The organism is Rhizorhabdus antheiae (genome assembly GCF_049889055.1).
GTDB lineage: Bacteria > Pseudomonadota > Alphaproteobacteria > Sphingomonadales > Sphingomonadaceae > Rhizorhabdus.
Window position 1 is genome coordinate 34,635 of record NZ_JBLTWO010000005.1, and the last position, 25,234, is coordinate 59,868.

At 66.1% G+C, this 25,234-nt stretch carries 20 protein-coding genes; 8 read left to right on the plus strand and 12 right to left on the minus strand.

What is annotated here, in order from left to right:
* Positions 1-94: 94 nt before the first annotated feature.
* Complete coding sequence (locus ACNI3R_RS11080; protein ID WP_426183217.1) at positions 95-1,024, minus strand: LysR family transcriptional regulator; 930 nt, start codon at positions 1,022-1,024, stop codon at positions 95-97.
* A gap of 91 nt (positions 1,025-1,115) precedes the next feature.
* On the opposite strand from ACNI3R_RS11080, the gene ACNI3R_RS11085 reads away from it, so the two are divergent.
* From ACNI3R_RS11085 to ACNI3R_RS11105, 5 genes are all read left to right on the plus strand, one after another.
* Positions 1,116-1,424 carry a hypothetical protein gene (locus tag ACNI3R_RS11085; protein WP_426183218.1) on the plus strand — a complete coding sequence of 103 codons (309 nt, stop codon included), beginning with the start codon at positions 1,116-1,118 and terminating at the stop codon, positions 1,422-1,424.
* Positions 1,425-1,459: 35 nt separating this feature from the next.
* Positions 1,460-2,158, plus strand: coding sequence for a pirin family protein (locus ACNI3R_RS11090; RefSeq protein WP_426183220.1), 699 nt, complete (start codon positions 1,460-1,462; stop codon positions 2,156-2,158).
* A gap of 91 nt (positions 2,159-2,249) precedes the next feature.
* The gene (locus tag ACNI3R_RS11095) at positions 2,250-3,170 is read left to right on the plus strand and encodes a pirin family protein (protein ID WP_426183222.1); all 921 of its coding nucleotides are present in this window, start codon (positions 2,250-2,252) and stop codon (positions 3,168-3,170) included.
* Positions 3,171-3,184: 14 nt separating this feature from the next.
* On the plus strand, positions 3,185-3,469 hold the full coding sequence (locus ACNI3R_RS11100; RefSeq protein WP_426183224.1) for an OsmC family protein: 285 nt from the start codon (positions 3,185-3,187) through the stop codon (positions 3,467-3,469).
* Between the two features lie 26 nt (positions 3,470-3,495).
* A complete protein-coding gene (locus ACNI3R_RS11105; protein ID WP_426183226.1) occupies positions 3,496-4,743 on the plus strand; it encodes a bifunctional alpha/beta hydrolase/OsmC family protein in 1,248 nt (415 codons plus the stop codon).
* A 23-nt stretch (positions 4,744-4,766) separates the two neighbouring features.
* Here the strand turns inward: ACNI3R_RS11105 and ACNI3R_RS11110 are convergent, their stop codons facing one another.
* From ACNI3R_RS11110 to ACNI3R_RS11130, 5 genes are all read right to left on the minus strand, one after another.
* On the minus strand, positions 4,767-5,765 hold the full coding sequence (locus ACNI3R_RS11110) for an NADPH:quinone oxidoreductase family protein (protein WP_426183228.1): 999 nt from the start codon (positions 5,763-5,765) through the stop codon (positions 4,767-4,769).
* Complete coding sequence (locus ACNI3R_RS11115; protein WP_426183230.1) at positions 5,759-6,991, minus strand: cytochrome P450; 1,233 nt, start codon at positions 6,989-6,991, stop codon at positions 5,759-5,761. Before ACNI3R_RS11115 ends, ACNI3R_RS11110 begins: the two co-directional genes overlap by 7 nt.
* A 69-nt stretch (positions 6,992-7,060) precedes the next feature.
* Positions 7,061-9,010, minus strand: a complete 1,950-nt coding sequence (locus ACNI3R_RS11120) for a flavin-containing monooxygenase (protein WP_426183232.1) — start codon at positions 9,008-9,010, stop codon at positions 7,061-7,063.
* A gap of 130 nt (positions 9,011-9,140) precedes the next feature.
* Positions 9,141-9,905 (minus strand): SDR family NAD(P)-dependent oxidoreductase, encoded by a 765-nt coding sequence (locus ACNI3R_RS11125; RefSeq protein WP_426183234.1) that lies wholly within the window; start codon positions 9,903-9,905, stop codon positions 9,141-9,143.
* Between the two features lie 17 nt (positions 9,906-9,922).
* The gene (locus ACNI3R_RS11130; protein WP_426183236.1) at positions 9,923-10,651 is read right to left on the minus strand and encodes a Crp/Fnr family transcriptional regulator; all 729 of its coding nucleotides are present in this window, start codon (positions 10,649-10,651) and stop codon (positions 9,923-9,925) included.
* Positions 10,652-10,839: 188 nt separating this feature from the next.
* On the opposite strand from ACNI3R_RS11130, the gene ACNI3R_RS11135 reads away from it, so the two are divergent.
* Positions 10,840-14,259, plus strand: a complete 3,420-nt coding sequence (locus ACNI3R_RS11135; protein ID WP_426183238.1) for an indolepyruvate ferredoxin oxidoreductase family protein — start codon at positions 10,840-10,842, stop codon at positions 14,257-14,259.
* Here the strand turns inward: ACNI3R_RS11135 and ACNI3R_RS11140 are convergent, their stop codons facing one another.
* Genes ACNI3R_RS11140 through ACNI3R_RS11155 form a run of 4 tightly spaced genes read right to left on the minus strand, consistent with a single transcriptional unit; the run spans position 14,260 to position 18,907 of the window.
* Complete coding sequence (locus tag ACNI3R_RS11140) at positions 14,260-15,360, minus strand: LLM class flavin-dependent oxidoreductase (RefSeq protein ID WP_426183240.1); 1,101 nt, start codon at positions 15,358-15,360, stop codon at positions 14,260-14,262.
* Between the two features lie 51 nt (positions 15,361-15,411).
* The gene (locus ACNI3R_RS11145) at positions 15,412-17,046 is read right to left on the minus strand and encodes an AMP-binding protein (protein ID WP_426183242.1); all 1,635 of its coding nucleotides are present in this window, start codon (positions 17,044-17,046) and stop codon (positions 15,412-15,414) included.
* 38 nt (positions 17,047-17,084) lie between these two features.
* Positions 17,085-17,732, minus strand: coding sequence for a TetR/AcrR family transcriptional regulator (locus ACNI3R_RS11150; RefSeq protein ID WP_296623267.1), 648 nt, complete (start codon positions 17,730-17,732; stop codon positions 17,085-17,087).
* On the minus strand, positions 17,729-18,907 hold the full coding sequence (locus ACNI3R_RS11155) for an iron-containing alcohol dehydrogenase (RefSeq protein ID WP_426183244.1): 1,179 nt from the start codon (positions 18,905-18,907) through the stop codon (positions 17,729-17,731). The genes ACNI3R_RS11150 and ACNI3R_RS11155 overlap by 4 nt, the downstream gene beginning before the upstream one ends.
* 201 nt (positions 18,908-19,108) lie before the next feature.
* On the opposite strand from ACNI3R_RS11155, the gene ACNI3R_RS11160 reads away from it, so the two are divergent.
* Both ACNI3R_RS11160 and ACNI3R_RS11165 read left to right on the plus strand, forming a co-directional pair.
* On the plus strand, positions 19,109-20,737 hold the full coding sequence (locus ACNI3R_RS11160; RefSeq protein ID WP_426183246.1) for a long-chain fatty acid--CoA ligase: 1,629 nt from the start codon (positions 19,109-19,111) through the stop codon (positions 20,735-20,737).
* Complete coding sequence (locus ACNI3R_RS11165) at positions 20,734-21,867, plus strand: CaiB/BaiF CoA transferase family protein (protein WP_426183248.1); 1,134 nt, start codon at positions 20,734-20,736, stop codon at positions 21,865-21,867. The genes ACNI3R_RS11160 and ACNI3R_RS11165 overlap by 4 nt, the downstream gene beginning before the upstream one ends.
* Positions 21,868-21,899: 32 nt before the next feature.
* Here the strand turns inward: ACNI3R_RS11165 and ACNI3R_RS11170 are convergent, their stop codons facing one another.
* Positions 21,900-22,799: an MBL fold metallo-hydrolase gene (locus ACNI3R_RS11170; RefSeq protein ID WP_426183250.1), complete on the minus strand. Its 900-nt coding sequence runs from the start codon at positions 22,797-22,799 to the stop codon at positions 21,900-21,902.
* Positions 22,800-22,860: 61 nt separating this feature from the next.
* Positions 22,861-25,131, minus strand: a complete 2,271-nt coding sequence (locus ACNI3R_RS11175) for a TonB-dependent receptor (RefSeq protein WP_426183252.1) — start codon at positions 25,129-25,131, stop codon at positions 22,861-22,863.
* Positions 25,132-25,234: the final 103 nt, after the last annotated feature.

The following is a 25,234-nucleotide window of genomic DNA, read 5'->3' on the forward strand; positions in this document are numbered from 1 at the left end:
AGGGCACGACCAGCCCCCCGCCTCATTGCCATGCCGTAACGGCTTTCACTCCAGGAGCAATCGCGGCGGGCTGTCGGCAACAAAATGTCACCGGTCAGATATCGCCGAACCCCTCCTCCTCCTCGTCGTTCGCGCCGAGCGTCACGAACTGGTCGAGCAGCCAGGAGCCGGCCGGTCCGGGTGGCGTGTCGCTGCGCCAGATGCCGTTGAAGCGGTAGGTGCCGCCGATATGATCGGGCATGTGCAGACGGACGAGCGTGCCGGCCATCAGGTCGGGCTCGATCATCGGCAATGGCATATTGCCCCAGCCGATGCCCTGCCGCAGCAGCTGGTGCTTCGCGCCGAGGTCGGCCAGGCGCCATGTGCGGTGGCTGAGCACCGAATAATCCTGTCCGTCTGTGAAGCGCGAGCGGTCGGTCAGCACGATCTGGACATGCTCGCGGCCCATGCCGGGCGGGATTTTCGCGGTCCGGCCGAGGGGGTGATCGGGCGCGGCCACCGGCACCATCGGCACCGAGCCGGCCGAGACGAGATCGATGCCGCTGACCCCGGCGGCGAGCGGGCCCGAAATGCCGATCGTCGCCACCCGGTCGAGCACCATCGCGGTGACCGCGCCCAGCGCCTCGACATGAAGGCGCAGCGACACCGTCGGGAAGCGCTCGGCGAAGGCGCGCAGAACCTGTCCCAGTCGCTCGGCCGGCAGCATCACATCCACCGCCAGATCGACTTCGGCCTCCAGACCGTCCAGCAGACCTTTGACCTTGGCGCGAAGGCCATCGATCCCCTGAGACACCATACGCGCCTCGGCGAGCACTGCGCGGCCCGCCGTGGTCAGCACCGGCTTACGCGTCCCCTCCCGATCGAACAGCGTCAGACCCAGCTGCGCCTCGAGATTGCCGATGCCATAGCTGATCACCGACACCGCTCGGTTGAGCTTCCTCCCCGCCGCCGCGAAGCTGCCCGTCTCGACGATAGCGAGAAATATCCGCAGCTGGTCGAAGGTCGGCATGCCCGGATTTGACATTTCAATTTCCTCGAACGTTTCGGCCAATTTTATCCGTCTGACCGGATAAGTCGAGCAGGTCTAGAAGGTCCTCAACAGGAAGGAGGACGAGATGACGACCACCCCGATCAGCGCACCCGAATTGAGCCGCACCGAGTGGAAGGCGGTCGCCCGCGCCTATGAGGAGGCCGAAGCCTATCGCTCGGTCCCCCACAAGCGGTCGTTCCTGCGCAGCGCACTGGACCGCGTCACTGGACAGCATTCAGAACTGCCGGTGCTCGATCCCCGGGCCGACGCACTGCGCCGTTTCGTTTGCACCGTGCGGCGCACCCGCCACGCCGACGAACGGCTGGTCCCCGAGCTGCTCGGCCTCGGCTTCAGCCGCGCGCAGGTCGACGCCCTCACCCTGATTTCAGCCTGAAACCAAGGCCCTGCCTCAGACATTGGAGACATGACATGATCGACATTCGACGCTTTTCCACCCTCGGCGGCGCCAACCATGGCTGGCTCGACGCCAAGCATCACTTCTCCTTCGCCGGCTATCATGACGAAGCCCGGATGAACTGGGGCGACCTGCGCGTGTGGAACGACGATACGATCGCGCCGCGCACCGGCTTCCCGCCGCACCCCCACCGCGACATGGAGATCATCACCTATGTCCGCGAGGGCGCGATCTCCCACCAGGACAATCTGGGCAATCGCGGACGAACCGAAGCCGGCGACGTGCAGGTGATGTCCGCCGGCAGCGGGATCCAGCATTCGGAATATAATCTGGAGGACGTCACCACGCGCATCTTCCAGATCTGGATCCAGCCCGCGCAGCGCGGCGGGCAGCCGAGCTGGGGCGCCAAGCCCTTCCCCAAGGACGACCGCGCCGGCCAGTTCGTGACCCTCGCCAGCGGCATAGCCGGAGACGAGGACGCGCTGCCGATCCGCGCCGAAGCGCGGGTGGTCGGCGCAACGCTGCGGGCCGGCGAGACCGCCGAATATCCGCTCGGCGCGGGCCGCTTCGCCTATCTCGTGCCCGCCACCGGCGCGATCGAGATTGACGGACAGCGGATCGATGCCCGCGACGGCGCCGCGATCCGCGATCTCGAGGTCATCCGCGTTACCGCGCTGGAGGACAGTGAGGTCGTCCTGGTCGATGCGGCCTGACCCATCAGCCTTGAACCGGCGGGCCGGGTGGCGGACAAGATATCGTCCGCACCGGCCCGCCTCCCCACCGATCGATTTGAGGAAGACACAGATGAGCATGCGCAGCAGCGAGGTCGACGGCGTCGACATGGTGATCCTGCCCCCGGTCCGCGACCTGGGCGAGGGCTTCGAGGTTCGGCGCGCATTGCCGTCGCCGCACCGGCGGATGGTCGGCCCCTTCATCTTCTTCGACCAGATGGGTGAAGCAACTTTCCGCAGCGGCGAAGGCCTGGACGTACGTCCCCACCCGCATATCGGCCTTGCAACGATCACCTATCTGCTCGACGGCGAGATCATGCATCGGGACTCGGTCGGCAGCGTCCAGCCGATCCGCCCCGGCGAGGTCAACTGGATGACCGCCGGTTCGGGCATCGTCCATTCCGAGCGCACGCCGGACGCGCTGCGCCCTTCGGGCAGCACGCTGTTCGGCCTCCAGACCTGGGTCGCGCTGCCGACCGACAAGGAAGAGATCGACCCCGCTTTCGCGCATCATAAAGCATCGGAGATTCCGGTGATCGAGGCGGACGGCACGAAGCTGACGCTGATCGTCGGTACCTGGGATGGCCTGCGCTCACCAGTGAAGGCCTATTCGGACATGGTCTATGCGGACATCGTCCTCGTCGACGGCGCGCGCTATCAGGTCAAGGCCGAGCATGTCGAACGCGCCGTCTATGTGGTCGAGGGATCGGTCGAGGTCGCCGGACAGACCGGAAGCTTCGCCGCCGGTGAGCTGATCGTCTTCAAGCCCGGCGCGGAGATCGTGCTGAAGGCCAAGGGCGCGGCGCGGCTGATGCTGATCGGCGGCGAGCCTTTCCCCGAGGGACGCAACATCTACTGGAACTTCGTCTCCTCCTCGCGCGACCGGATCGAGCAGGCGAAGGAAGACTGGCGCGAGCGCCGCTTCGCCCCCGTGCCCGACGAGCAGGAGTTCATCCCCCTGCCCGAAGAGCCCAAGGCCGTCCGCTACCCCTGAACCGAGAGGCCGTGATGGCGCATGCAACCGCAACCATCGGTGCCAATCGATACCGCACCACCATCGTCGCCGGCGGTCACCAGCTGACCGCCGACGAGCCCGAGGCGCTGGGCGGCGCCGATAGCGGCCCTGCGCCGTTCGACCTGCTGCTCGCCGCGCTCGGCGCCTGCACCGCGATCACGCTGCGCATGTATGCCGAGAAGAAGGGCTGGCCGCTGGAGTCGCTCGACATCGCCGAACGAACGCCGGTGACGCTCACGCTCAAGGCGGGCATCCCGATCGCCACCACCCTGATCTGACCTTTCGACCCAAGGAGAAGCGCCCCATGCCGACCGAGGTCTTCGACTTTCCCGGCACCCGCGCGACCATCGCGGGCCGACTGGAAGTCCCGGCTGGGCCGGTGCGTGGCTGGGCGCTGGTGGCCCACTGCTTCACCTGCGGCAAGGACCAACTGGCCACCGTCCGGATCGCCCGCGCGCTGGCCGCCCAGGGTATCGGCACATTGCGGTTCGACTTTGCCGGGATCGGCGAAAGCGGCGGCTCGCTCGCCGAGGGTAGCTTCGCCGACGACGCGCGCGACATCGTCGCGGCGGGGGAGGCGATGGCGGCGGCGGGGAAGGCCCCATCGCTGCTGGTCGGCCATAGTTTCGGCGGCGCGGCGGCGCTCGCGGCGGCAGGCGAGATGTCCTCGATCAAGGCCATCGCCACCATTGCCGCGCCGTTCGACGCGACCCATGTGCTGCGCCATTTCGATGAGCAGAGCCTGTCGGCTATCGAGCGCGACGGCGTCGGAGACGTGACGCTTGCCGGCCGTCCCTTCCGCTTCGGCAAGCGCTTCCTCGACGATCTGCGGCAGCAGGATCAGGGCGCACGGATCGCCGGCCTGCACAAGCCGCTGCTCGTCCTGCATGCCCCCTTCGATCAGGTCGTCGACGTGGAGAACGCCACCCGCATCTTCCTCGCGGCGCGGCACCCCAAAAGCTATGTCTCGCTGGACAAGGCCGATCACATGCTGAGCGGCGATGGCGAGGCCGACCATGTGGCGGCGATGATCGCCGCCTGGGCCTCCCCCTATCTGCCTGCGCTCGAACAGACGCGCGATGCCGGCGAGGCCGATGTCGTTGCCGAGGAGAGCCGCGCAGGCCGCTTTCAGGTCGCGATCCAGGCCGGCGGCACGAGCTTCCTCGCCGATGAGCCGCAGAGCGTCGGCGGGCTCGGTTCGGGACCCACGCCCTATGACCTGCTTTCAGCCGGGCTCGCCGCCTGCACGACGATGACGCTGCGCCTTTATGCCGACCAGAAGGGCTGGCCCGTGGCGCGCATTCGAACGGCCGTCGGCCACCAGAAGCGCAAGGGCGAGTTGCCAGCCGACCTCTTCGCCCGCCGGATCGAGATCGAGGGTGCGCTGGACAACGAACAGCGCATACGCATGTTGGAGATCGCAGATCGCTGTCCGGTCCATCGCACGCTCGAAAGCGCGGCTGCGGTCAAAACAAGTGCCGGCCCGCCACCGGCTGCGACGGACTCGATCGACGCACATATGGAGGAGGCGGCCCGGGTTGAGGACGGCTGAACTGCGCCACGCCCAGCCGCGCCTTACATCGTCACCACGATCTTGCCCGCCTTATCGCGACCCAGCAGCGCCGACAGCGCCTCACACGACCGCTCCAGCGGGAAAGCATGAACCGCAGGAAGTACGAGTTCCCCTCCGGCGACCCGCACGAGCAGATCGGCCCAGATTTGCTTCGCCCGCCCGATATCGCTCTCCACCAGATGCCGCGCGTCGACGCCGACCAGAGCGCCGCTCTTGAGCAGCGGCAAGTTCGCCGGAAGGCGCGGTATCTCACCGCCCGCAAAGCCCAGTACAAGATGTCGGCCACCCTTCGCCAGCGAACGGAAGGCGCCCTCGAAGGTCGATCCACCGACGGGATCGACGACGACCGAAATCCCGGCCTCAGGCTGCACCGCACGCAGCGTATCGCGCCAGTCCTCGGCGAGATAATCGATCGCGGCCGCAGCACCGCAGTCGAGCGCCATGCTGCGCTTGGCGGCCGTCGACGCACCCGCGACGACGATCGCGCCGGCCGCCGCCGCGATCCGCACCGCAGCAGAACCGACACCGCCGGCCGCGCCGAGCACCAGCACGCCCTCACCCGGTTGCAAGCCACCTCGATCGAACAGAGCATAAGAGGCGGTCAGATAATCGAGCATCATGCCCGCGACCCCGGCGGCATCGAGCCCTTCGGGAACCGCCACGGTCCAGCCAGCGTCGAGCAGCGCATAGTCCGCAGCACCACCGCCCCGCGCCAGCTGCCAGGTCGCCACACGGTCGCCGATGGCTTGGTTAGCGACGTCAGGTCCCACTGCGACCACACGGCCGACGATTTCCGCGCCGGGGACGTAGGGAACGGCCGGCTTGAGCTGGTAGAGCCCCCGCGTGATCAGTCCGTCGACATAGCCGAAGCTCACCGCCTCGACCTCGACCAGCACCTCCCCCGGACCCGGCTGCGGCACCGGCAATGTCCGCAGCGAAAAGACACCGGGCCCGTCGAGGCTGTCGCCCGCCAGTGCCCGCATGGTCTGCGGGATCACCATGTGGCGTGCAGGCGCAGCAGACCCCGGAATAGGAAATTGTCGCGCCACTCGGCCGAAGACAGGTCGACCTTCATCGTCGGCAGCACCGTCGCCATATGCTCGAAGGCGACCCGTGCCTCGATCCGGGCGAGTTCGGCACCCACGCAGAAATGGATGCCGCCGCCGAACGACATATGGTCCGAAGCACCCCGTCCGATGTCGAACCGGTCGGGGTCGGGAAATTTGCGGTGATCGCGATTGGCTGCGCCGACCAGGGTGAGGACGCGCTGGCCCTTTGCGACCGGATGGCCGTCGATGGTGGTGTCGTTCAGCGCGGTACGATAGGCCGCGACCAGCGAGCTTTCGTAGCGCAGCGCTTCCTCATTGGTCGAGGCGGCAAGCGCGGCCGGAGCCTCGACCAGGCGCTGCCACTGGTCCGGATGGCAATGCAGGCGGTAGAGACCGTTGCCGATGATGTTCGCGGTCGTCTCGAACCCGGCGCCGAACAGCGCGATCGCAACCGTCGTCGCCTCGTGCATCGAGAGGCCGTCGGGCATCGTCCCCGTCTGCGCCAGGGCGGTGAGCAGGTCGTCGCGCGGGTTGGCGAGGCGATCCTCGAACTCGGCGAGGAAAAAGCTTTCGAGATCGTCGATCGCGCGGTTGGCGGTCGCGAGCTCCGCCTCGGTCAGCTTGCGCGCCTCGAACGCGACGAAAGCCTCCGGGATCGCCGCCATCAGACGGTCCATGGCCGACGCACCATAATCGATGCCCATCAAGTCGCAGATGACCATGACCGGCAACCTATAGGCGAACTGGATCATCAGATCGGCGCGGCCGTCACCGATGAAAGCGTCGGTCAGTTCGCCGCAGATTTCGCGGATGCGCGGCTCCATCGCGCGCACCCGCTTGGCCGTCAGCGATCCCGTCACCAGGCCCCGGATGCGCGTGTGCTGGGGCGGGTCCTGCATGATGAAGACCTCCGACAGCCAGCGATAGGCCGAATTGGCCATCGGGTCGAAGTCGGGCCCATAGAAGAGCTTGAGATTGGCGATGAAGTCGCCGGTGCCGAAATCCTTCCGGTTCATCAGCACCTCGCGCACATGATCGTAGCGCGAGACCACCCAATAGCCGAATTTCGACCAGTGAAACGGATCGTTTTCGCGGATCGCCGCGAAGATCGGATAGGGATCGGTGATCAGTTCCGGAATCGACGGATCGAACGGTTCGACGACGGCGACTGCCTCCACATGCTCCTCCTCGGTCATCCTCTCGCGAGCCGGTCGTTGCCGGCCCCCGCCCGCCGCGCTGCTGCGCGGTCAGGCGGTCAGTTCTGCGTCGGCCTTCGCGCCGGCTCCGTCGAGGAGCAGATCCTCGACCTTAGCCTTGCGCGTCATCCGCCAGAAGGCGTCGTTGCGCCACGGCGTGATCGCCACGACCCGGCCACGCGAATTGCGGTACCAGTTCTCGGTTCCCGGATGGGTCCAGACGAGCTTCTCATGCGCCGCATCCAGCCGCGCGACATAATCCCGATAGACGTCCTCGCGCACCTCGACCGCGCTGGCGCCCTTCTCGACCATCGTCTCGATCAGGCTCATCGCATAATGGGCCTGGTTCTCGATGTTGCGGATCATGCTGCCGCCATGGCCCGAACCGACATTCGGCCCGAGCAGGATGAAGAAATTGGGGAAGCCCGGAACCAGCGTGCCGAGATAGGCTGCGGCATTGTCGCCGTCCCAATAGTCGCGCAGCACGCGGCCCTCGCGCCCGATCACGTCATAGGAGCCGAGGACGTTCGATGCCTGATAGCCGGTGGCGAGGATCAGGACGTCGACCTCGACCGCCTTGCCGCCGCTCGCGACCAGCGTCCCGCCCTTCACCTCGGCGAGGCGCTCGGGGATCAGTTCGACATGCGGCTTGAGCAAGGTGCGGTACCAGCCATTGTCGAGCAGCATCCGCTTCGCGAAGGGCGGATAGTCGGGGAGGACCAGCGAGACGAGATCCTCGCGCCCTTCCAGCTGCTGGCGGACATAGCGCGTGAAGAACTCGCGGTGGCCATCGTTGATCGCGTTGACCGCGCGCTCGGGCGCCGGCCAGTTCGGATCGCGGAACAGCGTGCCGTGGACCCGGTCGTTGAACGTCCAGGACAGGCGCTGCTCGACCCAGCCCCGATAGAGCGGGAAGACCTTCATCAGATAGCGGACGCCGTCAGGCACGGGCTTGCGGAACTGCGGAAAAGGCGCCGCCCATTGCTTGGAGCGCGCGAAGATCGTCATCTCGGCGACCTCGTCGGCGATCGCGGGGACGACCTGCATCGCCGAGGCACCGTTGCCCACGACCGCGACGCGCTTGCCCTTGAGGTCGAGGTCGTCGGGCCACTGGCAGGTATGGACCACCCGGCCGGTGAAATTCTCGAGCCCCTTGATCTGCGGGATCAGCGGCATGTTGAGGATGCCCACCGCGCTAAGGACGATATCGGCGAAATGCTCCTGCTCGACGCCGTCGGGGCCGCGCACGACGACCCGCCAGCGGTTTGCCTCGGCCTGCCATTCGGCCTTCAGCACCATCGTCGAGAAGCTGACATTCTCATAGAGATTGAACGATTTGGCCGTATCGAGCAGATAGCGCTCGATCTCCTCCTGGAGCGGAAAATATTTGCTCCAGTCATTGGGGCGGCAGGCGAAGGTATAGGTCAGGTTGGGTGTGTCGACGCCGCAGCCCGGATAGCGGTTTTCCCACCAGGTGCCGCCGAAATCCTCGTTCTTCTCGAAGATCCGATAGGCGATCCCGCGCTGCTGCAACTGCATCGCCGCCGCCATGCCCGAAATGCCGCCACCGATGATGATCGCCTGCAGCGGACGGCTGGACGAAACGGGCAACGGAGCCGGATCAAAGCCGAGCGAAGAGGCGACGACGTCGCCATATTCGGCAGGCACCTCCTCGGTCATGGCCACGCTCAGCATCCGTGCCAGATCGGCATTGGCCGGGCGCGCAACCGCAAGCGGCTGGCCGTCGACCCAGATCGAGATCGCGGCGAAAGCGGCATCGCGAATCTCGCGCTGGATCTCGTCCGAAAGCCCGCCGCTGTCATTGTCGTCGAGGCCCTTGCCGCGATTGGGGGCATAGGGCTTGGCGAGCCAAGCCTCGTCACCGGTCAGCTGGACCAGGCACATAAGCAGCGCCGGGATATTGGCTTCGTCGACGCCGCGGCGAAGGAGATCGCGGTCGACCATGTCGGGGGAAATCGGGCGTGCGGTGCTGTTGCTCAACGTCTTGTCTCCATGCCCGCGATAGTGCGCGGGAACCAAGAAATCCGCCCCCTCCAGCGGAACCATACCATAGATAATATATATCTACCGGTGAGTATATGGAGTCAATGACCTTCGGCTTCCGCAAGCATCACAGACCGCTTATGCTATGCCCGCCATCCACCACGATCACTGATCCGGTCATGTAGCGCGATGCGTCCGATGCGAGCAGCAGCATCGGCCCGTCGAGGTCCGCGAATTCGCCGAGCCGCCCTTGCGGAATGCGCGCCATCATCGTCTGGCCCGCGGGCGATTCCCAGAAGCCCGCAGTGATCTCGGTCGGAAAGGAGCCAGGCGCGATGGCATTAACCCGGATGCCGGCCGGCGCCAGTTCGAGCGCCAGCGTCTTGGTCAGCTGGATCACCCCCGCCTTGGACACATGATAAGGGAGCAGGCCGACGCCCTGACGCAGGCCGGTGATCGACGCGATGTTGACGATCGCCCCCGCTTTCCCCTCCGCCTTGCGCGCGCGTGCAAAGGCCTGGGACAGGAAGAACAGCCCCTTCAGATTGGTATCGAGCGCGACGTCCCAGTCTGCCTCGCGCAGCTTGAGCGCCATCGCCGCCCGGGATGCGCCGGCATTGTTGACGAGCACATCGACTCCGCCGAGTTCGGCTTCCAGACCGGCGATCGCCTCCATATCGGTCAGGTCGATGGTGATGCAGCGGCACGTGCCGCCAGCCTCCTCGATCTCGGCTCGGACCGCATCAAGCCGGTCGGCGCGGCGCGCGGCGGCGATCAGGCTCGCGCCCGCCCCTGCCAGGAGCTTCGCGAAATGCCGCCCCAATCCCGCCGATGCACCCGTGACCAGCACCGTCCTGCCTGCCAGTGGCCGTTCCCCGAACATGCCAGTCATCCCGCCCTCTCCTTCCATCAATCGTCTTTTGCCTCGTCGGGGGCATCGTCGAAACGGCGCAGCTTCCACCCCTGCGCGGCGATCCGGCGCATCGCCGGCAGATCGGTCACCACCAGCGCGTTGCCGCGCGTCACGACCAGCTTCTCCCGCTTGAAATCGCGCAGCACGCGGTTCACCGACTGGCGTGTGCCACCGACCATCAGCGCCAACTCGCTTTGGCTGATCGGCCGCGAAAAACCGTGGCCGCCGGGCACCGCCACCCCGAACATGTCGATCGCGCCGAGGATCCGCTGTGCGAGGCGGCAGGACAGCTCGTCGAAGGCAAAGCCCGCAAAATAGTCGCTCAGCAGCCGCATGTGGCGCGACAGCAGGCGGAGCAGAGCATCATTCAGCGAAGGATGGACGCGACGGAGCTCATCGAGAGTCCTGCGCGAATACACTTCGAGTTCGACATCCTCATAGGCCTCGGCGGTCTGCGGCCGGGGTTCGTCGTCGACGATCGTGCTGGTACCGAAACTGTCGCCCGGCTGGAACAGTTGAAACAGAAGTTCGCGCCCATCGCGCTGCATCACCGACAGGCGGACGACGCCGTTGACGATGCGGAACATCTCGTCACCTGCATCGCCCTGCGCATAGATGGTGGCGCCGGCAGGCAGACGGCGGGTTCGCGCCGCAGCCGCCAATGCGGCGCGTGCATCAGCGCTCAGCCACTGGGTGAAGTCGAATGTGGCAAGCCCACCGCTCATGCCGCCGCAGCCAGCAGGCGTCGCGATGCCCTCTGCTCCAGCGCTGCGATCTCATGTTTCTGCGCCAAATTGGCCTCCTCCCTTTCCGCGAATCATAGAAGTCGACGGCCTCCAACACTGTCGCATATGCGACAATCGAATGACCCTTAAGCTGATACTAGCTTCCAGCATCTGCCGGAGAGAATGCGATGATCGGCCTTGACGACAAATGGGAGGTGCGCAGCGGCCGCATCCTCGTCAGCGGAACGCAGGCGATCGGGCGCGTCCTTCTCGGTCAGGCCTGGCTCGACCGCCGCGACGGCTTGCGCACCGCCGGCTATGTCACGGGCTATCGCGGCTCGCCGCTCGGCAATGTCGACACCATGCTCTGGTCGATCGGCCAGCGGCTTGAAGCCTCCGATGTCTGTTTCCAGCCAGGGGTGAACGAGGACCTCGCGGCGACGGCGGTGGCGGGGACGCAGCAGATCGACCAGATTCCCGGCGCACGCTTCGAGGGAGTATTCTCGGCCTGGTACGGCAAGGGGCCCGGAGTCGACCGCTCGCTCGATGCCATCCGGCACGGCAATTATGCCGGCGCCCACGCCAAGGGCGGGGTCGTACTCTTCTATGGCGACGACCATGCCGGCAAGTCGTCGACCGTCGCTTTTCAGAGCGAACAGTCGATGGCCGCCTGCATGGTGCCGATTCTCTATCCGGCACATGCCGGCGAGATCGAGCATTTCGGGCTGCACGCCATCGCCCTGTCGCGGCACAGCGGTTCCTGGGTCGCCGTAAAATGCGTCAACGAGGTGGTCGAGCAGACCGCAACCGTCGATGTCGACCTGCCCGCCTTCCGCCCCGTCTTGCCGGCGGTCGATAGCGCGCCGCCCGAGGGGCTGCATGCCGGACGCCGCCCGTTCAATCCGCTGCGCGCCGAGCAGATCGTGGTCGAGCATCGCCTGCCGGCGGTGCTGTCCTATGTCCGGGCCAATGGGCTCGATCGCGCCATCTTCCGCGCCGAACGCCCACGACTGGCCATCGCGGCGGCGGGCAAGAGCTTCGCCGACGTCCGCCAGGCGCTCGACCTGCTCGGCCTCGACGACGAGGCCGCTGCCTCTGCCGGGCTGTCGCTGTACAAGATCGGCTACCTCTGGCCGCTCGACGGGGAGAGCCTTGCGGCCTTTGCCGATGGGCATGAGGCGCTGCTGGTGGTCGAGGAGAAAAAGAGCTTCGTCGAACAGCAACTGGCGTCCGCCCTCGTCAATCGCCCGACCGCACCGGCTTTGCTCGGCAAGCGCGACGCGCAGGGCCACACGCTTTTCTCGTCCACCCTGCCGCTCGACCCCGGCGACATTGCCCGTGCGATCGCGCGTCTCGCGGGTCTGGTGGACGCCCCCGCCCCGTCCGCCCCCGCTGTGGCGGCGAACGCCGACCTCCGCCGCAGCCCCTATTTCTGCTCGGGCTGCCCGCACAGCCGGTCAACGCGCATTCCCGAGGGCAGCCTCAGCATGACCGGCATCGGTTGCCACACCATGGCCAATTTCGTCCGGCCCGACGAAGCGCTGCTCCCCACCCAGATGGGCGGCGAAGGCAGCAACTGGCTCGGCCTCGCACCGTTCACCGATACGCCGCACATGTTCCAGAATATGGGCGACGGGACCTATTATCATTCGGGCCTGCTGGCGATCCGCGCCGCCGTCGCCTCGGGCGCAAACATCACCTACAAGATCCTTTACAACGACGCCGTGGCAATGACGGGCGGCCAGCCGGTCGACGGTCCGCTGTCGGTCGCCGAAATCGCGCAGCAGGTGCACGCCGAAGGCGTAGTGGATATCGTCATTCTCAGCGACAATCCCGACCATCACCGGGCGGATTGCGGCTTCCCGGCGGGCGTCACGATCGGCCACCGCGACGACCTCGACAGCGTCCAGCGGCGGCTGCGCGAGGTGACCGGCTGCTCGGTCCTGATCTACGAACAGACCTGCGCCGCCGAGAAGCGCCGCCGCCGCAAGCGCGGGACGATGGCGGACCCGGCCAAGCGGATGGTCATCGCGCCCGAGGTCTGCGAGGGCTGCGGCGACTGCTCGGTCCAGTCGACCTGCGTCAGCATCGTGCCGCGCGAGACCGCCCTGGGTACCAAGCGCGCGATCGACCAGTCGAGCTGCAACAAGGATTATAGCTGCAACGAGGGCTTCTGCCCGTCCTTCGTCACGGTGAAGGGCGCGGCGCCCCGCAAGCCGGCCGCGGTCGCGCTGTCCGAAGAGCTGTTCGCCGACATGCCCGTCCCCGCCGTGCGATCGGGGGCGAGCAGCATGATGATCGCGGGCATCGGCGGGACCGGCGTCATCACCGTCGGCGCGGTGCTGGCAATGGCCGCGCATATCGAGGGGCGCGCCGCGTCCGCCTTCGACATGACCGGCCTGGCGCAGAAGAATGGCGCGGTGTTCAGCCATCTGCGCTTCGCCGACGATCCCGCGCAATTGCACAGCCAGCGGCTCGGTGAGGGCGAGGCCGACCTGCTGCTCGCCTTCGACCTCGTCGCCGCGCTGTCGGCCGAAGCGGTGCGCAGCCTGCACAAGGGCCGCACGCGGGCGCTGGCCAATGCCGGTGTCGTTCCAACCGTCGCCTTCCAGTTTCAGCGCGACTTCCGGCTGGAGCCCGCAATCCTGCTTGCCCGCCTGCGCAAGCAACTCGGCGACGACGCCGTCGATCCGTTCGACGCCAATGGCATGGCGGTCGGACTGATGGGCGACAGCATCGCCGCCAACATGCTGATGGTCGGCCGCGCGGCGCAGGCGGGGCTGCTGCCGGTTGGGGTCGATGCGATCGAGACGGCGATCCGACTCAACGGCGTGGCGGTCTCGCTCAACCTCACCGCGTTTCGCCTCGGCCGCCTGTCGGTCCATGCCCCCGATCGGCTTCCGTCCATCGCCCCTCAGGACGCGGGGACGCCGCCCGAGACGCTCGAGGCGATCGTCGATCTCCATGCAGGTCGGCTCACCGCCTATCAGAGCGAGCGGCTTGCCGAGCGCTACCGCGCGGTCGTCGCACGGGTCGCCACGGTCGAACGAGATAAGACACCCGGATCAGATGGGATCGCCCGGATCGTCGCCCGCCAGTTCGGCCGGCTGTTGGCCATCAAGGACGAATATGAGGTCGCCCGGCTGCTAAGCGACCCCGCCCTTCTCGCAGAACTCCGCGAGGGTTTCGCCGATGGTGCCGCACTCAGCTTCAACCTCGCGCCGCCGCTGCTCAGCCGGCCCGGCCTGAACGGTCGGCCGCGCAAGCGGGAGATTTCGGCGCGCATCGCCCTGCCCCTGTTTCGCCTGCTCAAACGCCTGCGCGGCCTGCGCGGCACGCCGCTCGACATCTTCGGCTGGACCGCCGAGCGCCGGGCGGAGCGGCAATTGGTCGCGGAATATGAGGCGCTGGTCGAGCGCGTCGTCTCAACGCTGACACCGGCCCGCGCCGATGCCGCCGCAGAGCTGCTGTCGCTTGTCGCCGAGGTCCGTGGTTTCGGACCGGTCAAGCTGGCCGCTATGAAGCGCTATGCCGACCGCGTCGCCGCTGCCGAGGCCGTCTATAGCGGTGCGGCAACGGTAGAACGACAAGCCGTCACAACAGCCTGATCAGCCGCGGAGACCGGCTTTCCGCAAGCGGGGGAGCACGTCGCGCTCGACCCGGTGCATGCCGTCGATCGCATCGACGAAGCTCATGATCACCCCGTCGAGCCCGGCGCGCGACAAGGCGAGCAACCGCTCCGCGACGCTGTCGGGCGAGCCGATCAGGGGGAAGCCCGATCCGAGCACGGCGTTGCGGCGCAGGAAGGCCATCTGCTCGCTGCCCTCCGCGACCTTGTTCTCGCGCGCCAGCGTGCCCACAAAGCTGTCGATCGCGGCCTGGTCGGCGCAGGCCTCGGTATAATGTCTATACAATAGATCGGCATCGCCGTCGCTGTCGCGCAGGATCGTCGGTGCGTTCGTCCAGACCTGGATCTCCTTGCCGAACTGCTCGCGCGCCAGCGCCTTATACTGGCCGATCTGCTCGGCCCAGGCCGCCTCGTCGGCGCCGAACAGGCCGATCAGCCCGATATCGCTGTTCGCCGCCGCGAAGCGCATGCCGGTCGGCGAGAAACCCGCATTCATGATCGGAACCGATCTACGCACCGGCTGCGGGCGCGACAGCGCCTTCTTCATCGCGAAATGCCGGCTCTGAACGTCGAACTCGGCATCCGCCGACCAGAGCCGACGGACGATGGCGAGCCATTCGGCGAGATAGACATAGCGCTGCTCATGATCGAGCAGGTCGATGCCGAACATGTCGAACTCGCGCCGGTTCCAGCCGCCGACCACGTTCATGGCAAATCGGCCGCGCGCTATATGGTCGACCGTCGCCGCCTGCTTGGCGACGATCAGCGGGTGGACGGTCGGCGCGTGCGTCGTGGCGAACACGCCGATGCGCCGCGTGGCCTGCGCGATCCCCGCCGCGAAAGTGAAAGGCTCGAACACCGCATTCGACGGATGGTCGAAAGCATCGTCGACATAGCCCTTCCACCGCGCGATCGGGACGAACGCCTCCAGCCCCGCATCGTCCGCCATGCGGGCGAGCCTGACGCAGGCGTCCCAGTCGCCCGCGAACATGTCGGGCGCCGTGGTCAGCGCCGACAGCGTGTTCATGCAGAACAGGCCGAGCTTCAGCCGGTTCGGCCCGAACACGGGATGGTTGCTCATATCGTCGTCCTCTCCCAAAGACCGCCCACGTCCCGCCGGCCTCGCGCCCGATCAGCCTTTGAACACCTCGCGGCGCACGCGCATCCCGGCCTTCTCGCGGTCCCAGGTATCGGCGGTGATGCCCTCCTGCCGCAGGTCCGCCTTCAGCACCTTGGCCGAAGGCGTCTTGGGCAGTTCGTCGAGAATGCGGATGTAGCGGGGCACCATGAAATAGGGCATCTTCTCGATCAGGAAGGCGGCGAGATGCTCGACGTCGATCGTGCAACCGGGCACCGGCGCCACGATCACCATCACCTCGTCCTCGGAGAATTCGCTCGGCACCGCGATCGCCGCGCATTCGCGGACATGCGGGTGTGCGCAGACCTCGACCTCGACCTCGAAGGAGGAGATATTCTCGCCGCGGCGGCGGATCGCGTCCTTCACCCGGTCGACGAAATAATAATAGCCGTCCTCGTCGCGTCGGAAGGCGTCGCCGGTGTGGAACCAGCCATTGGCCCAGGCCTTGGCGGTCGCTTCCGGGTTGCGGTTATAGCCGCTGTTCATCGCCCAGGGGCGGTCGGTGCGGACCAGCATCTCGCCGATGGCGCCCACCGGCACCTCGCAATCATTGCCGTCGACCAGCCGCACTTCGACATGCGGTCGCACCTTGCCACAGGTGCCCCGCTTGACCGGATTGGCCTCCGACACGATCGGCGAGGAAATCTCGGTCATGTTGAAGATGGTGTAGATGTCGATCCCGAACCGCTCGGTAAAGGCCGGCGCGTCGTCGGTCAGCGGCACCATGAAGGCCTTGCGCACACCATGCGTCTTGTCCTCGGGCGACGGCGGCTGCTTCATCAGGAAGGTCGCCATGACGCCCAGCAGGAACACCATGGTCGACTGCGTCTTGCGGGCGATGTCCCAGAAACGGTCGGTCGAGAAGGTTTCGATCACCGCGACCGACGCACCGCGCGCCAGCATCACGAAGGGCGGGCCCATGCCACCGATGTGGAAGATCGGCGCTACGCACATATAGCGGTCATCCTCGCCCACCATCGGCCAGGATTCGGGGCCGGCGTTCGAGAACATGTGGAGATAGGAGGACAGCACCCCCTTGGACGGGCCGGTGGTGCCGGAGGTGTAGATGATCGACTGGATGTCCCAGGGCTGGATCGGCCGGTCGAGCTCGCCGACATCGTCGCCGTCGAGATCGTCGAAGCGCGTCACCGGCAGGCCGATATCCGGAACCGCTCCCTGGGTCGTCACGACCAGCTGGCGCAGTTCGGCGCAGTCGACCTCGGGCAGGCGCCCGACCAGATCGGGATGGACGACCATCAGCGCCGCACCCGAATTGGACAGGACATGCGCCAGCAGATTGCCGCGATAGGCGGTGTTGAAGGGCACGAATACCGCGCCGAGATAGTTGATCGCGTAGAAGGCGAGCAGCGCGTCGCGGCCGCTGGGCAGCCAGGCCGCGACGAAATCGCCCTGCTTGACGCCCAGCTTGCGCAATCCCGCCGCCTTGGCGCGGACGAGCCGACGGACGTCGGCGAAGCTCCACTCCTCGCCATCCTCGAAGATGACATGGGTCTTGTCGGCGCGCTCGACCGCCCAGCGATCGACAAGATAGCGCAGCACGCACTCATCCCGATTGGGGATGCGCGGATCGGTGAAATCGCGCGGGCGCGCTGGTGCAGTGGTTGTCATGATACCTCCAAATCCCCGATGGGCCGGAGGCAGTTGGTTCAGGCGACGGCGATAAGCCGCAGACAGGCCTCGACCGCCTGGTCGACCACCATTTCCGCCGAACGTTTGCTGCCTGGCCGATAGCAATAGGTTATCCAGCTGAGCAGGCCGCCGATCCAGACCGACATCGCGGCGGCGTCCGGGACGGTCACATCACCGTCGCGCACGCAATCGTCGATGAGCTTGCCGATCCGCAGGTCGAACTCGTGCCGCAGGCGCAGGATGCGCTGGGCATCGGTCCGCTCGAGGTTCATCATCTCGCGCTGGTACACGACCAGATATTCGTGTCGCGCCACGATGATCTCCGCGACTTCGCGCAGAGACGCCTTGAGCAGGTCGATCGACGTGCGTTCGGTTTCCGCCATCCGGTCCAGCGCGGCCAGCGACTCCTTCACGCCCACTTCGCAGATCGCGCTGAGAATGGCGCTCTTGCCTTTGAAATAGGTGTAGAGGAACGGCTTGGTCGCGCTCAGTCGGTCCGCCAGCATCTCCAGCGTTGCCGCCTCATAGCCCTTCTCGAAGAACAGGGCGCTCGCTTCCTCGAGGATGCGGGCGCGCTTGAAGGCCACGACACCAGGCTTGATCTCGCGCCCCGTTCCGGGGGCGGAGGCCTGTTTCTTGACGGAGGCAGCGCTGGATCTGGTCATGCCGCTTTTCTTAGAATCTCCATGATGTCCGCTGGGGACCGGACCGGCCTCGGATTGGTCCTCCCCCATATATCAAGCATGGTATATTCGGCTACCCTCTGGAACTGGTCCTCCAATACGCCGACCTCCGAGAGCGTGCGCGGCATGCCCAATCCCCGGATGAAGGCGTCGAGGCTCTCCGACGCGGTCGCATGAGTGTTGCCGAGGCAGGCATTGATGCGGACCTGGCGGCTCGCATCATGCTCGGCATTCCACGCGAGCACATAAGGCGACATGACGCAGGAGCAGTGACCGTGCGGCACGTTGCAGGTACCGCCCAAGATATGCCCGATCGCGTGGCTCGCACCCATCGGAACCCCGCCGATGATCGAGATCATCGACTGCCAGGCGCCGATCTGGCATTTGAGCCGGCCTTCGAGATCGGACGGATCGGCCTTCACGCGAGGCAGGCCCTCCGCCAGCAGGCGCAGCGCATTGTCGGCAAGACCATCGGCGAAATCGTTCGACTGATAGGAGGCCAGCGTCTCGACCGCATGATCGACCGAACGCACGCCGGTCGACAGCCACAGCCATTGCGGCGTGTGCACAGTGATCGCCGGATCGAGTACGACCATGATCGGCGCCATGTTGCGATGCTCATAGCCCTGCTTGTGCATCGTGACTTCGTCGGTCGCACCCGACAGCGCGTTGAACTCGCCGCCCGACAGCGTCGTCGGCACGCAGATCACTCGGATATCGGGGCCGACCGTGATCGGGTTGATGACGTTGCCGGCATCGTCGACATAGGTCCGCAGCGGCTCGAACGCCTCGACGGTCCGCACGTCGTGCTTGATCAGCAGCGCAACAATCTTGGCCGCATCGGTGGCCGAACCGCCGCCGATCGAGACGATCAGATCGGCCCGTGCGTCGCGCGCGGCGTCGGCCGCCGCGAGCACGTCCTTGCGCGGGGCGTGCGGGGCGATGCCACTGTAGGTCGCCGCATGACGGTCACCCAGCGCCGCCTCGATCTGCCTGATCTCATCGGTGTCGTTGCGCAATGTCGCCGAGGCGAGCAGGAACACGCGTCGCGCACCCATCGCCTCCGCCTGCGCGAGAATGGCGTCGCGGGCGGGCTGCCCGAACGTCACCTTCTCGGTCGCGGTGAATCCCATCTGGCCTGCGGTGACGCTGCTCACCTGGTCCTCCTCCTCGCATCCACTCCGCCCGTTCGACCGGGCAGAAAAGATAGTGCCACAGGGCGAACCTACTGTATAGTATATTTTCGGACCGTTATTAAGTGCGGGCTTTGTGGCTTGCTTGACGGCCATAATACCCGTTGGTAGGCGATTGGCTTCGCGCGGCGGGCGACGATGATGCGCCAGGGAGGATCGGGGGCGATGACGAAGAAGGTGACGCTGGCCGGGCTGATGCAGGATCATGCCCTGACCGTCGACCGCTTCATCGACTTCGCCGCCCGCTGGCATGGGACGACGCCGGTCGTCTCGCGGACCGTGACCGGCGAGACCGAGCGATCCAGCTATGCCGACATCGCCCATCGCGCCCGCCTGCTGTCGTCGGCGCTGCTGGGGCGCGGCATCGTCGAGGGCGACCGCGTTGCCACATTGGCGATGAACCATGCGCTCCATGTCGAGGCCTGGTATGGGGTCATGGGCATCGGCGCCGTCTGCCACACGGTCAATCCGCGCCTGTTCGACGAGCAGATCGTCTATATCATCAACCATGCCGGCGACCGCATCCTGCTGGCCGACGCCGCTTTCATCCCGCTGCTTGCCCGGGTGCTTCCGCACTGTCCGTCGATCGAACAGGTCATACTGTTCCCCGACGGTTCGGCCGAGGACGCCCCCTTCCCCACGATCGGTTATGAGGCCTTCCTGCGCGAAGCCGGGACGGCGGCGAACTGGGTCGGGATCGACGAGCGCGCGGCCTGCGGTCTGTGTTACACCTCGGGCACGACCGGACAGCCGAAGGGCGTGCTCTATTCGCACCGTTCCAACTATCTCCATGCGCTGGCGACGCTGCAGCACGACTTCATGAATTTCTCGGCACGTGACGTCGTCCTGCCGGTCGTGCCGATGTTCCACGCCAATGCCTGGGGCATCGCCTTCTCGGCGCCGGCCTCGGGCGCGAAGCTGGTGATGCCGGGCGCCCGTCTCGATGGTGCCTCGCTCGAAAGCCTTATCCACGAGGAGGGCGTGACCTTCGCCGCCGGCGTACCCACGGTGTGGCAGGGACTGCTCCAGCATCTGGCGCGCAGCGGTGGCTCGCTGGGCACGCTCCAGCGCGTCCTGATCGGCGGCTCCGCCTGTCCGCCAGCGCTGATGCAGGCATTGGAAGATGACCATGGCGTGGAAGTCGTCCATGCCTGGGGCATGACCGAGACCTCGCCGGTCGCGACGGCAGCCAGCCCCACCGTCGCCACGGCCGCGTTGCCCGCCGAACAGCGCCGCGCGCAGGCGCTGAAGCAGGGCCGGCCGATGTTCGACGTCGACCTGTGCCTGAAGGGCGAGGATGGCGAAATCGTCCCGCACGACGGGGTGACACCGGGGCATCTGATGGTGCGCGGCTCGACGGTCGCGGGCGCCTATTTCCGGCACGACGCCGACATAGTGGACGCCGATGGCTGGTTCGACACCGGCGATGTCGCCACGATCGACGAACATGGCTTCGTTCGCATCACCGACCGGTCTAAGGATCTGATCAAGTCGGGCGGCGAGTGGATTTCGTCGATCGAGATCGAGAATATGGTGATGAGCCACCCGGCCGTGGCCAATGCCGCCGTAGTGGGCCAGCCGCATGAACGCTGGGGCGAGCGCCCGTTGCTGATCGTCGAACCGCGCGAGGGAGCCACCGCCACCGCCGGGGAGGTGATCGCCCATCTCGAAGGCCGCATCACCAAATGGTGGATGCCCGACGAGGTTCGTTTCGTCGATCGCATCCCGCTGGGTGCGACCGGCAAGATCGACAAGAAGAGGATCAGGGCCGAGATGATCGGACAGCCCGCATGACCGGACCGCTGGCGGGCATTCGCGTCGTCGAGTTTGCAGGCCTTGGCCCCACCCCGTTCGTCTGCATGATGCTGGCCGACATGGGCGCCGAGGTGCTGCGCATCGACCGGCGCGGCGCCCAGGCCTTTGGCGGGGGCGACGAAAGGCACAATTATCTCAACCGCAGCCGTCCCTCGATCGAGCTCGACCTGAAGTCGGCCGAGGATCTCGCTCTGGCGCTGGACCTGGTCGGCAAGGCCGATGTGCTTGTCGAGGGTTTTCGCCCCGGCGCGATGGAACGGCTCGATCTCGGCCCCGACCGGCTGACCAGCCTCAACCAGCGGCTGATCTACGCGCGCATGACCGGCTGGGGCCAGACCGGCCCGCTGGCGCACAAGGCAGGCCATGACATCAACTATCTCTCCCTGACCGGCGGGCTCTATCTGATGGGGCCGCATGACGGCCCGCCCGTGCCGCCGATCAACCTCGCCGCCAATTTCGGCGGCGGCGGCATGATGATGCTGTCGGGGATATTGGCGGCGCTGGTCGAGCGGTCGACCAGCGGACGCGGCCAGGTGGTCGATGCGGCGATGCTGGACGGGGCCTCGCTGCTGCTGACGCAGATCTTCGCCTGGTCGCGCATGGGCCGCTGGCATGAAGGGCGCGGCGGCAATGTGCTCGACGGCAGTGCCTATTTCTACCGCTGCTACGAGACCGCCGATGGTGGTTTCATCGCGGTCGGCGCGCTCGAACCCCAATTTCACGCGGCCTTCGTGACCGGCCTGGGCTTCGACCCTGCCGAGTTCGGCGACCATCTGAATCCCTCGCATTGGGCCGAACGTGCCGCGCGGATCGAACCCATCGTGCGTGCGCGTAGCCGCGATCAGTGGGTAGCGCATTTCGACGGGCTCGATGCTTGCGTGACCCCCGTGTTGAGCCCCGAAGAAGCGCTGGAGCACCCGGCCAATGTCGAGCGGCAGGTGCATGTCGCGGTCGACGGCGAGTTGCAGCCGGCGCCCGCCCCGCGTCTCAGCCGTACGCCGGCGGAGATTTCCTCGGCACCCGGCCTGCCGGGCGAAGGCGGGGAGGCTCGACTGAAGGCCTGGGGTGTGGATCGCACGAGCGGCACAGGGCTCGCCCAGGCGTCCTGAGCAGCGGCCGCATCACGCGACCGCCCAATTCGTTACAGCAGACCGGTCAGTACCGGACGAAAGCCCTTCCCGTCGCGCACGACACGCGCCGCGTGGCTGCCTGCGAAGTGCGCCGGAACCAGCAAGGCTTCCTCACGCGCGGCTTCCTCGAGCAGGGTCCGCCGCGTCTCGCGCGCCTGGTCCTGGTCCTCGCAGAAGATGCTGTTCCAGTCGGGACGATAGACCTGCGCAGGATGGTGCACGATGTCGCCGACGAACATAGCCTTCTCGCCATCGGAGGCGACGTGCAGCGACATGCTACCCGGCGTGTGGCCCGGGCGACAGCGCAGGATCATGCCGGGCACGACCTCGAAACCCTCGTCGGCCCATTCGGCGCGTCCGGCATCGAGGATCGGCCGCACGCTGTCCTCGAACATATTGGCGTTGACCAGCGCGCCGATGCCCTGCGGTCCGGCGCCGTCGATCAGCGGATCCCAATAGTCGCGGTCGCGGATCGGCAGGACATAGCGGGCATTGCGGAAGGTCGGCTCCCAGCGCCCGTCGACGAGCCGGGTGTTCCAGCCGACATGGTCGACATGGATGTGCGAGCAGACGACGATGTCGATATCCCCGGGCTGATAGCCCGCCCGTGCGAGGCGCCCCAGGAAATCGGTCTGGAGATTGCCGAAGATCGGCAGATTGGGGCGGTCCTTATCGTTCCCCGCGCCGGTATCGAACAGGATGCGGACGCTGCCGGTGTCGATCACCCAGCTCTGCAGGCAGCCGAAGACCTTGCCGCTGTCGACATCGTAATAATCGGGGGTGAACTCCGGGCGCTGGCGTTCCCAGCTCGCTTCCTCATAGCCCGCGAAAAGTTCGGATGGCGGCGCGAAGGGGCCCGCCCATTCCTCGATCCGGTGCACCTGGATCTTGCCGATCGCGAAGCTGTCCATCCTGCCGCCCGTTCTCTTCCGTAAGAAAAAGGGGCGAACCTTTCGATTCGCCCCTCTTGGTTCAGAAGTTGAAGCCGAGTGTCGCACCATAGGTGCGCGGCGGCATCAGCGATCCGACCCGCGGATAGGCGTAGGTCGCCGCCGCGATGATGTTGTTGGCGATGATGAACTTGTTGGTCAGGTTCCTCACCCAGCCGGTCAGCGTCCACTGGTCGTTCGGTGAATGATAGGCGGCGCTGGCGTTGAACAGGACATAGGAGCCCTGCACCGCGTCGCGGTTGTTGAATTCGCTGAAGAAGACCTTCGACTGGTACTTCATGTCGCCGCCGAGGCTGATCTTGGCCTCGCCCATCGGGATGTCCCAGTTGAACCCGCTGCCGAACGAATAGCGCGGCGCGTTGGGGAGACGGTTTCCGCTGAGGTCGACCAGGCCGGCCTGGCCGGGGCACGGCGCATAGGAGATGCCCGGACGCGCCGGGAAGGCCGCGCCATAATAAGCGTTGCAGAATTTGGTGAACTTGGCGTTGAGGTAGGAGGCGTTGGCGTTGACCGAGAATTGCGGCGTGACCTTCGCTTCCAGTTCGAGCTCGCCGCCATAGTTGCGCGCGGTCGCGGCGTTGATCGTCTGGACGATGCTGTTCGCGTTGACGAAGCTGACCTGCAGGTTGCTGTAGTCATAATAGAAGATCGCACCGCTCAGCATCACGCGATTGCCCGCGAAGCGCTGCTTGAAGCCGCCTTCATAGCTCCAGACCGTTTCCGGGTTGATCGCGGGATCGGCGCTGCCGACATTGATCACGCCCGACTTGAAGCCCTTGGTCACGCTGGCATAGAGCATCGTGGTGTCGGTCGGGCGATATTCCAGCAGCAGCTTCGGCGTGAGCGCCGACCAGCCCTTGGTTTCATCGGTCGGGATGTTGATGCCGATCGCGTCGAAGCGGAAGAAGCCGTCGCCCTTGCGCCGCTCATAATTATAGCGGGCGCCGGCGGTCAGCTTCAGGGTCGGGCTCAGATCGACCGCGCCCTGGAGATAGACGCCAACGGCATCGATCTTGACGACACCATTCTGCTCATAGGCGCCATTGTCGAAAGTGTTGGCCGGCAGGCCGAACAGGACACCCAGATTGGTGGTCGGCACGAGCACCGAGCCCGTCAGTTTCTCATGCAGGTACATCGCGCCACCAAGCAGCGTGAAGCCATTGCCCTGATAGTTGACCGTGAACTCCTGACTGAAGGAGCGGCTCTTCTCGACATAGTCGTTGCGTCCGGCGAGGTTGACCTGCGAACTGTCGAGATCGTCACGCTGGAAGCGGTCGAAGCTGCGATAGGCGGTCGTCGACTTGACCGTCGCCGCGCCCAGATCCCAGTCGAGCAGGCCGGTGAAGCCATATCCGTCGCGCTTGTTGATCGCTTCCTGGTCGGAATAGATGTTGCGCAGGTTCACCTTCTCGCCGCGCGCCTGATAAAATTCGATGATCGTCCGACCACCGATCAGCTTGTGCGGCAGGCCGGTCTCGGGAACGACCGATGGGCCGAAATAGTGGAAGGCATAGTTGTTGTCGTCTTCCTTGAAATGGTCGACGATGACCGTGCCGGTGACCGTCTCCGAGAATTTCGCGATCACGGTACCGCGCAGCGAATAGGCGTCGCGGTCGTCGACCTCGGCGCCGGTGAAGATGTTCTTGCCGTAGCCGTCGCGTTTCTCATATTTGCCGGCCACGCGGACGAGCAGCTTGTCGCCCGACAGGCCACCGCCGACCGCGGCTTCGAGGATCTTGGCGTTGTAATTGCCATAGGTCGCCCGGACATAGCCTTCCAGCTCTTCCTTCGGACGTGCGGTCACCATGTTGATCGCACCGGCGGTCGCGCCGCGACCGTAGAGGATCGACTGCGGACCGCGCAGGACTTCGATCTGCTCGAGATCGAAGAAGCCGCTGAGCTGCTGCGCCGGACGCGGCAGGATCGCGCCATTCTGGAGGAACGCAACGGCACCTTCGCCGCCGACGTCGAAATTGTTGAGGCCGACGCCGCGAATGAAGGTCCGGTTCACGCCGAACTGGTCGCCGATCGAGACGTTGGGGACGACGACCTGCAGATCGCCGATATTCTGCACGCCCCCCGGCGCGATGTCGGCGGCGCGGACCGCGCTGACGGCGGCGGCCACGCGGCTGAGCGCGGTGTTCTGGCGCGTCGCGGTGACGATGATCTCGGCGGCATCCGCCACGGCGTCCTCGGCCGGCGCCTTGGCGGCCGACTGGGCGCTGACGATCGCTGGCCACATGACCAGCATGGCCAGCGACGCATTGCGGACGGTACGAAGATGGATTTTCATCTGGCCTCCCCTAATCGGATGAACCGCTGCCTTACTCTTCAGCGCTGATTCATACTGGTGGGTATATATTCCTTTCACTTGGTACTCAAGCGCTTTCGCGCTG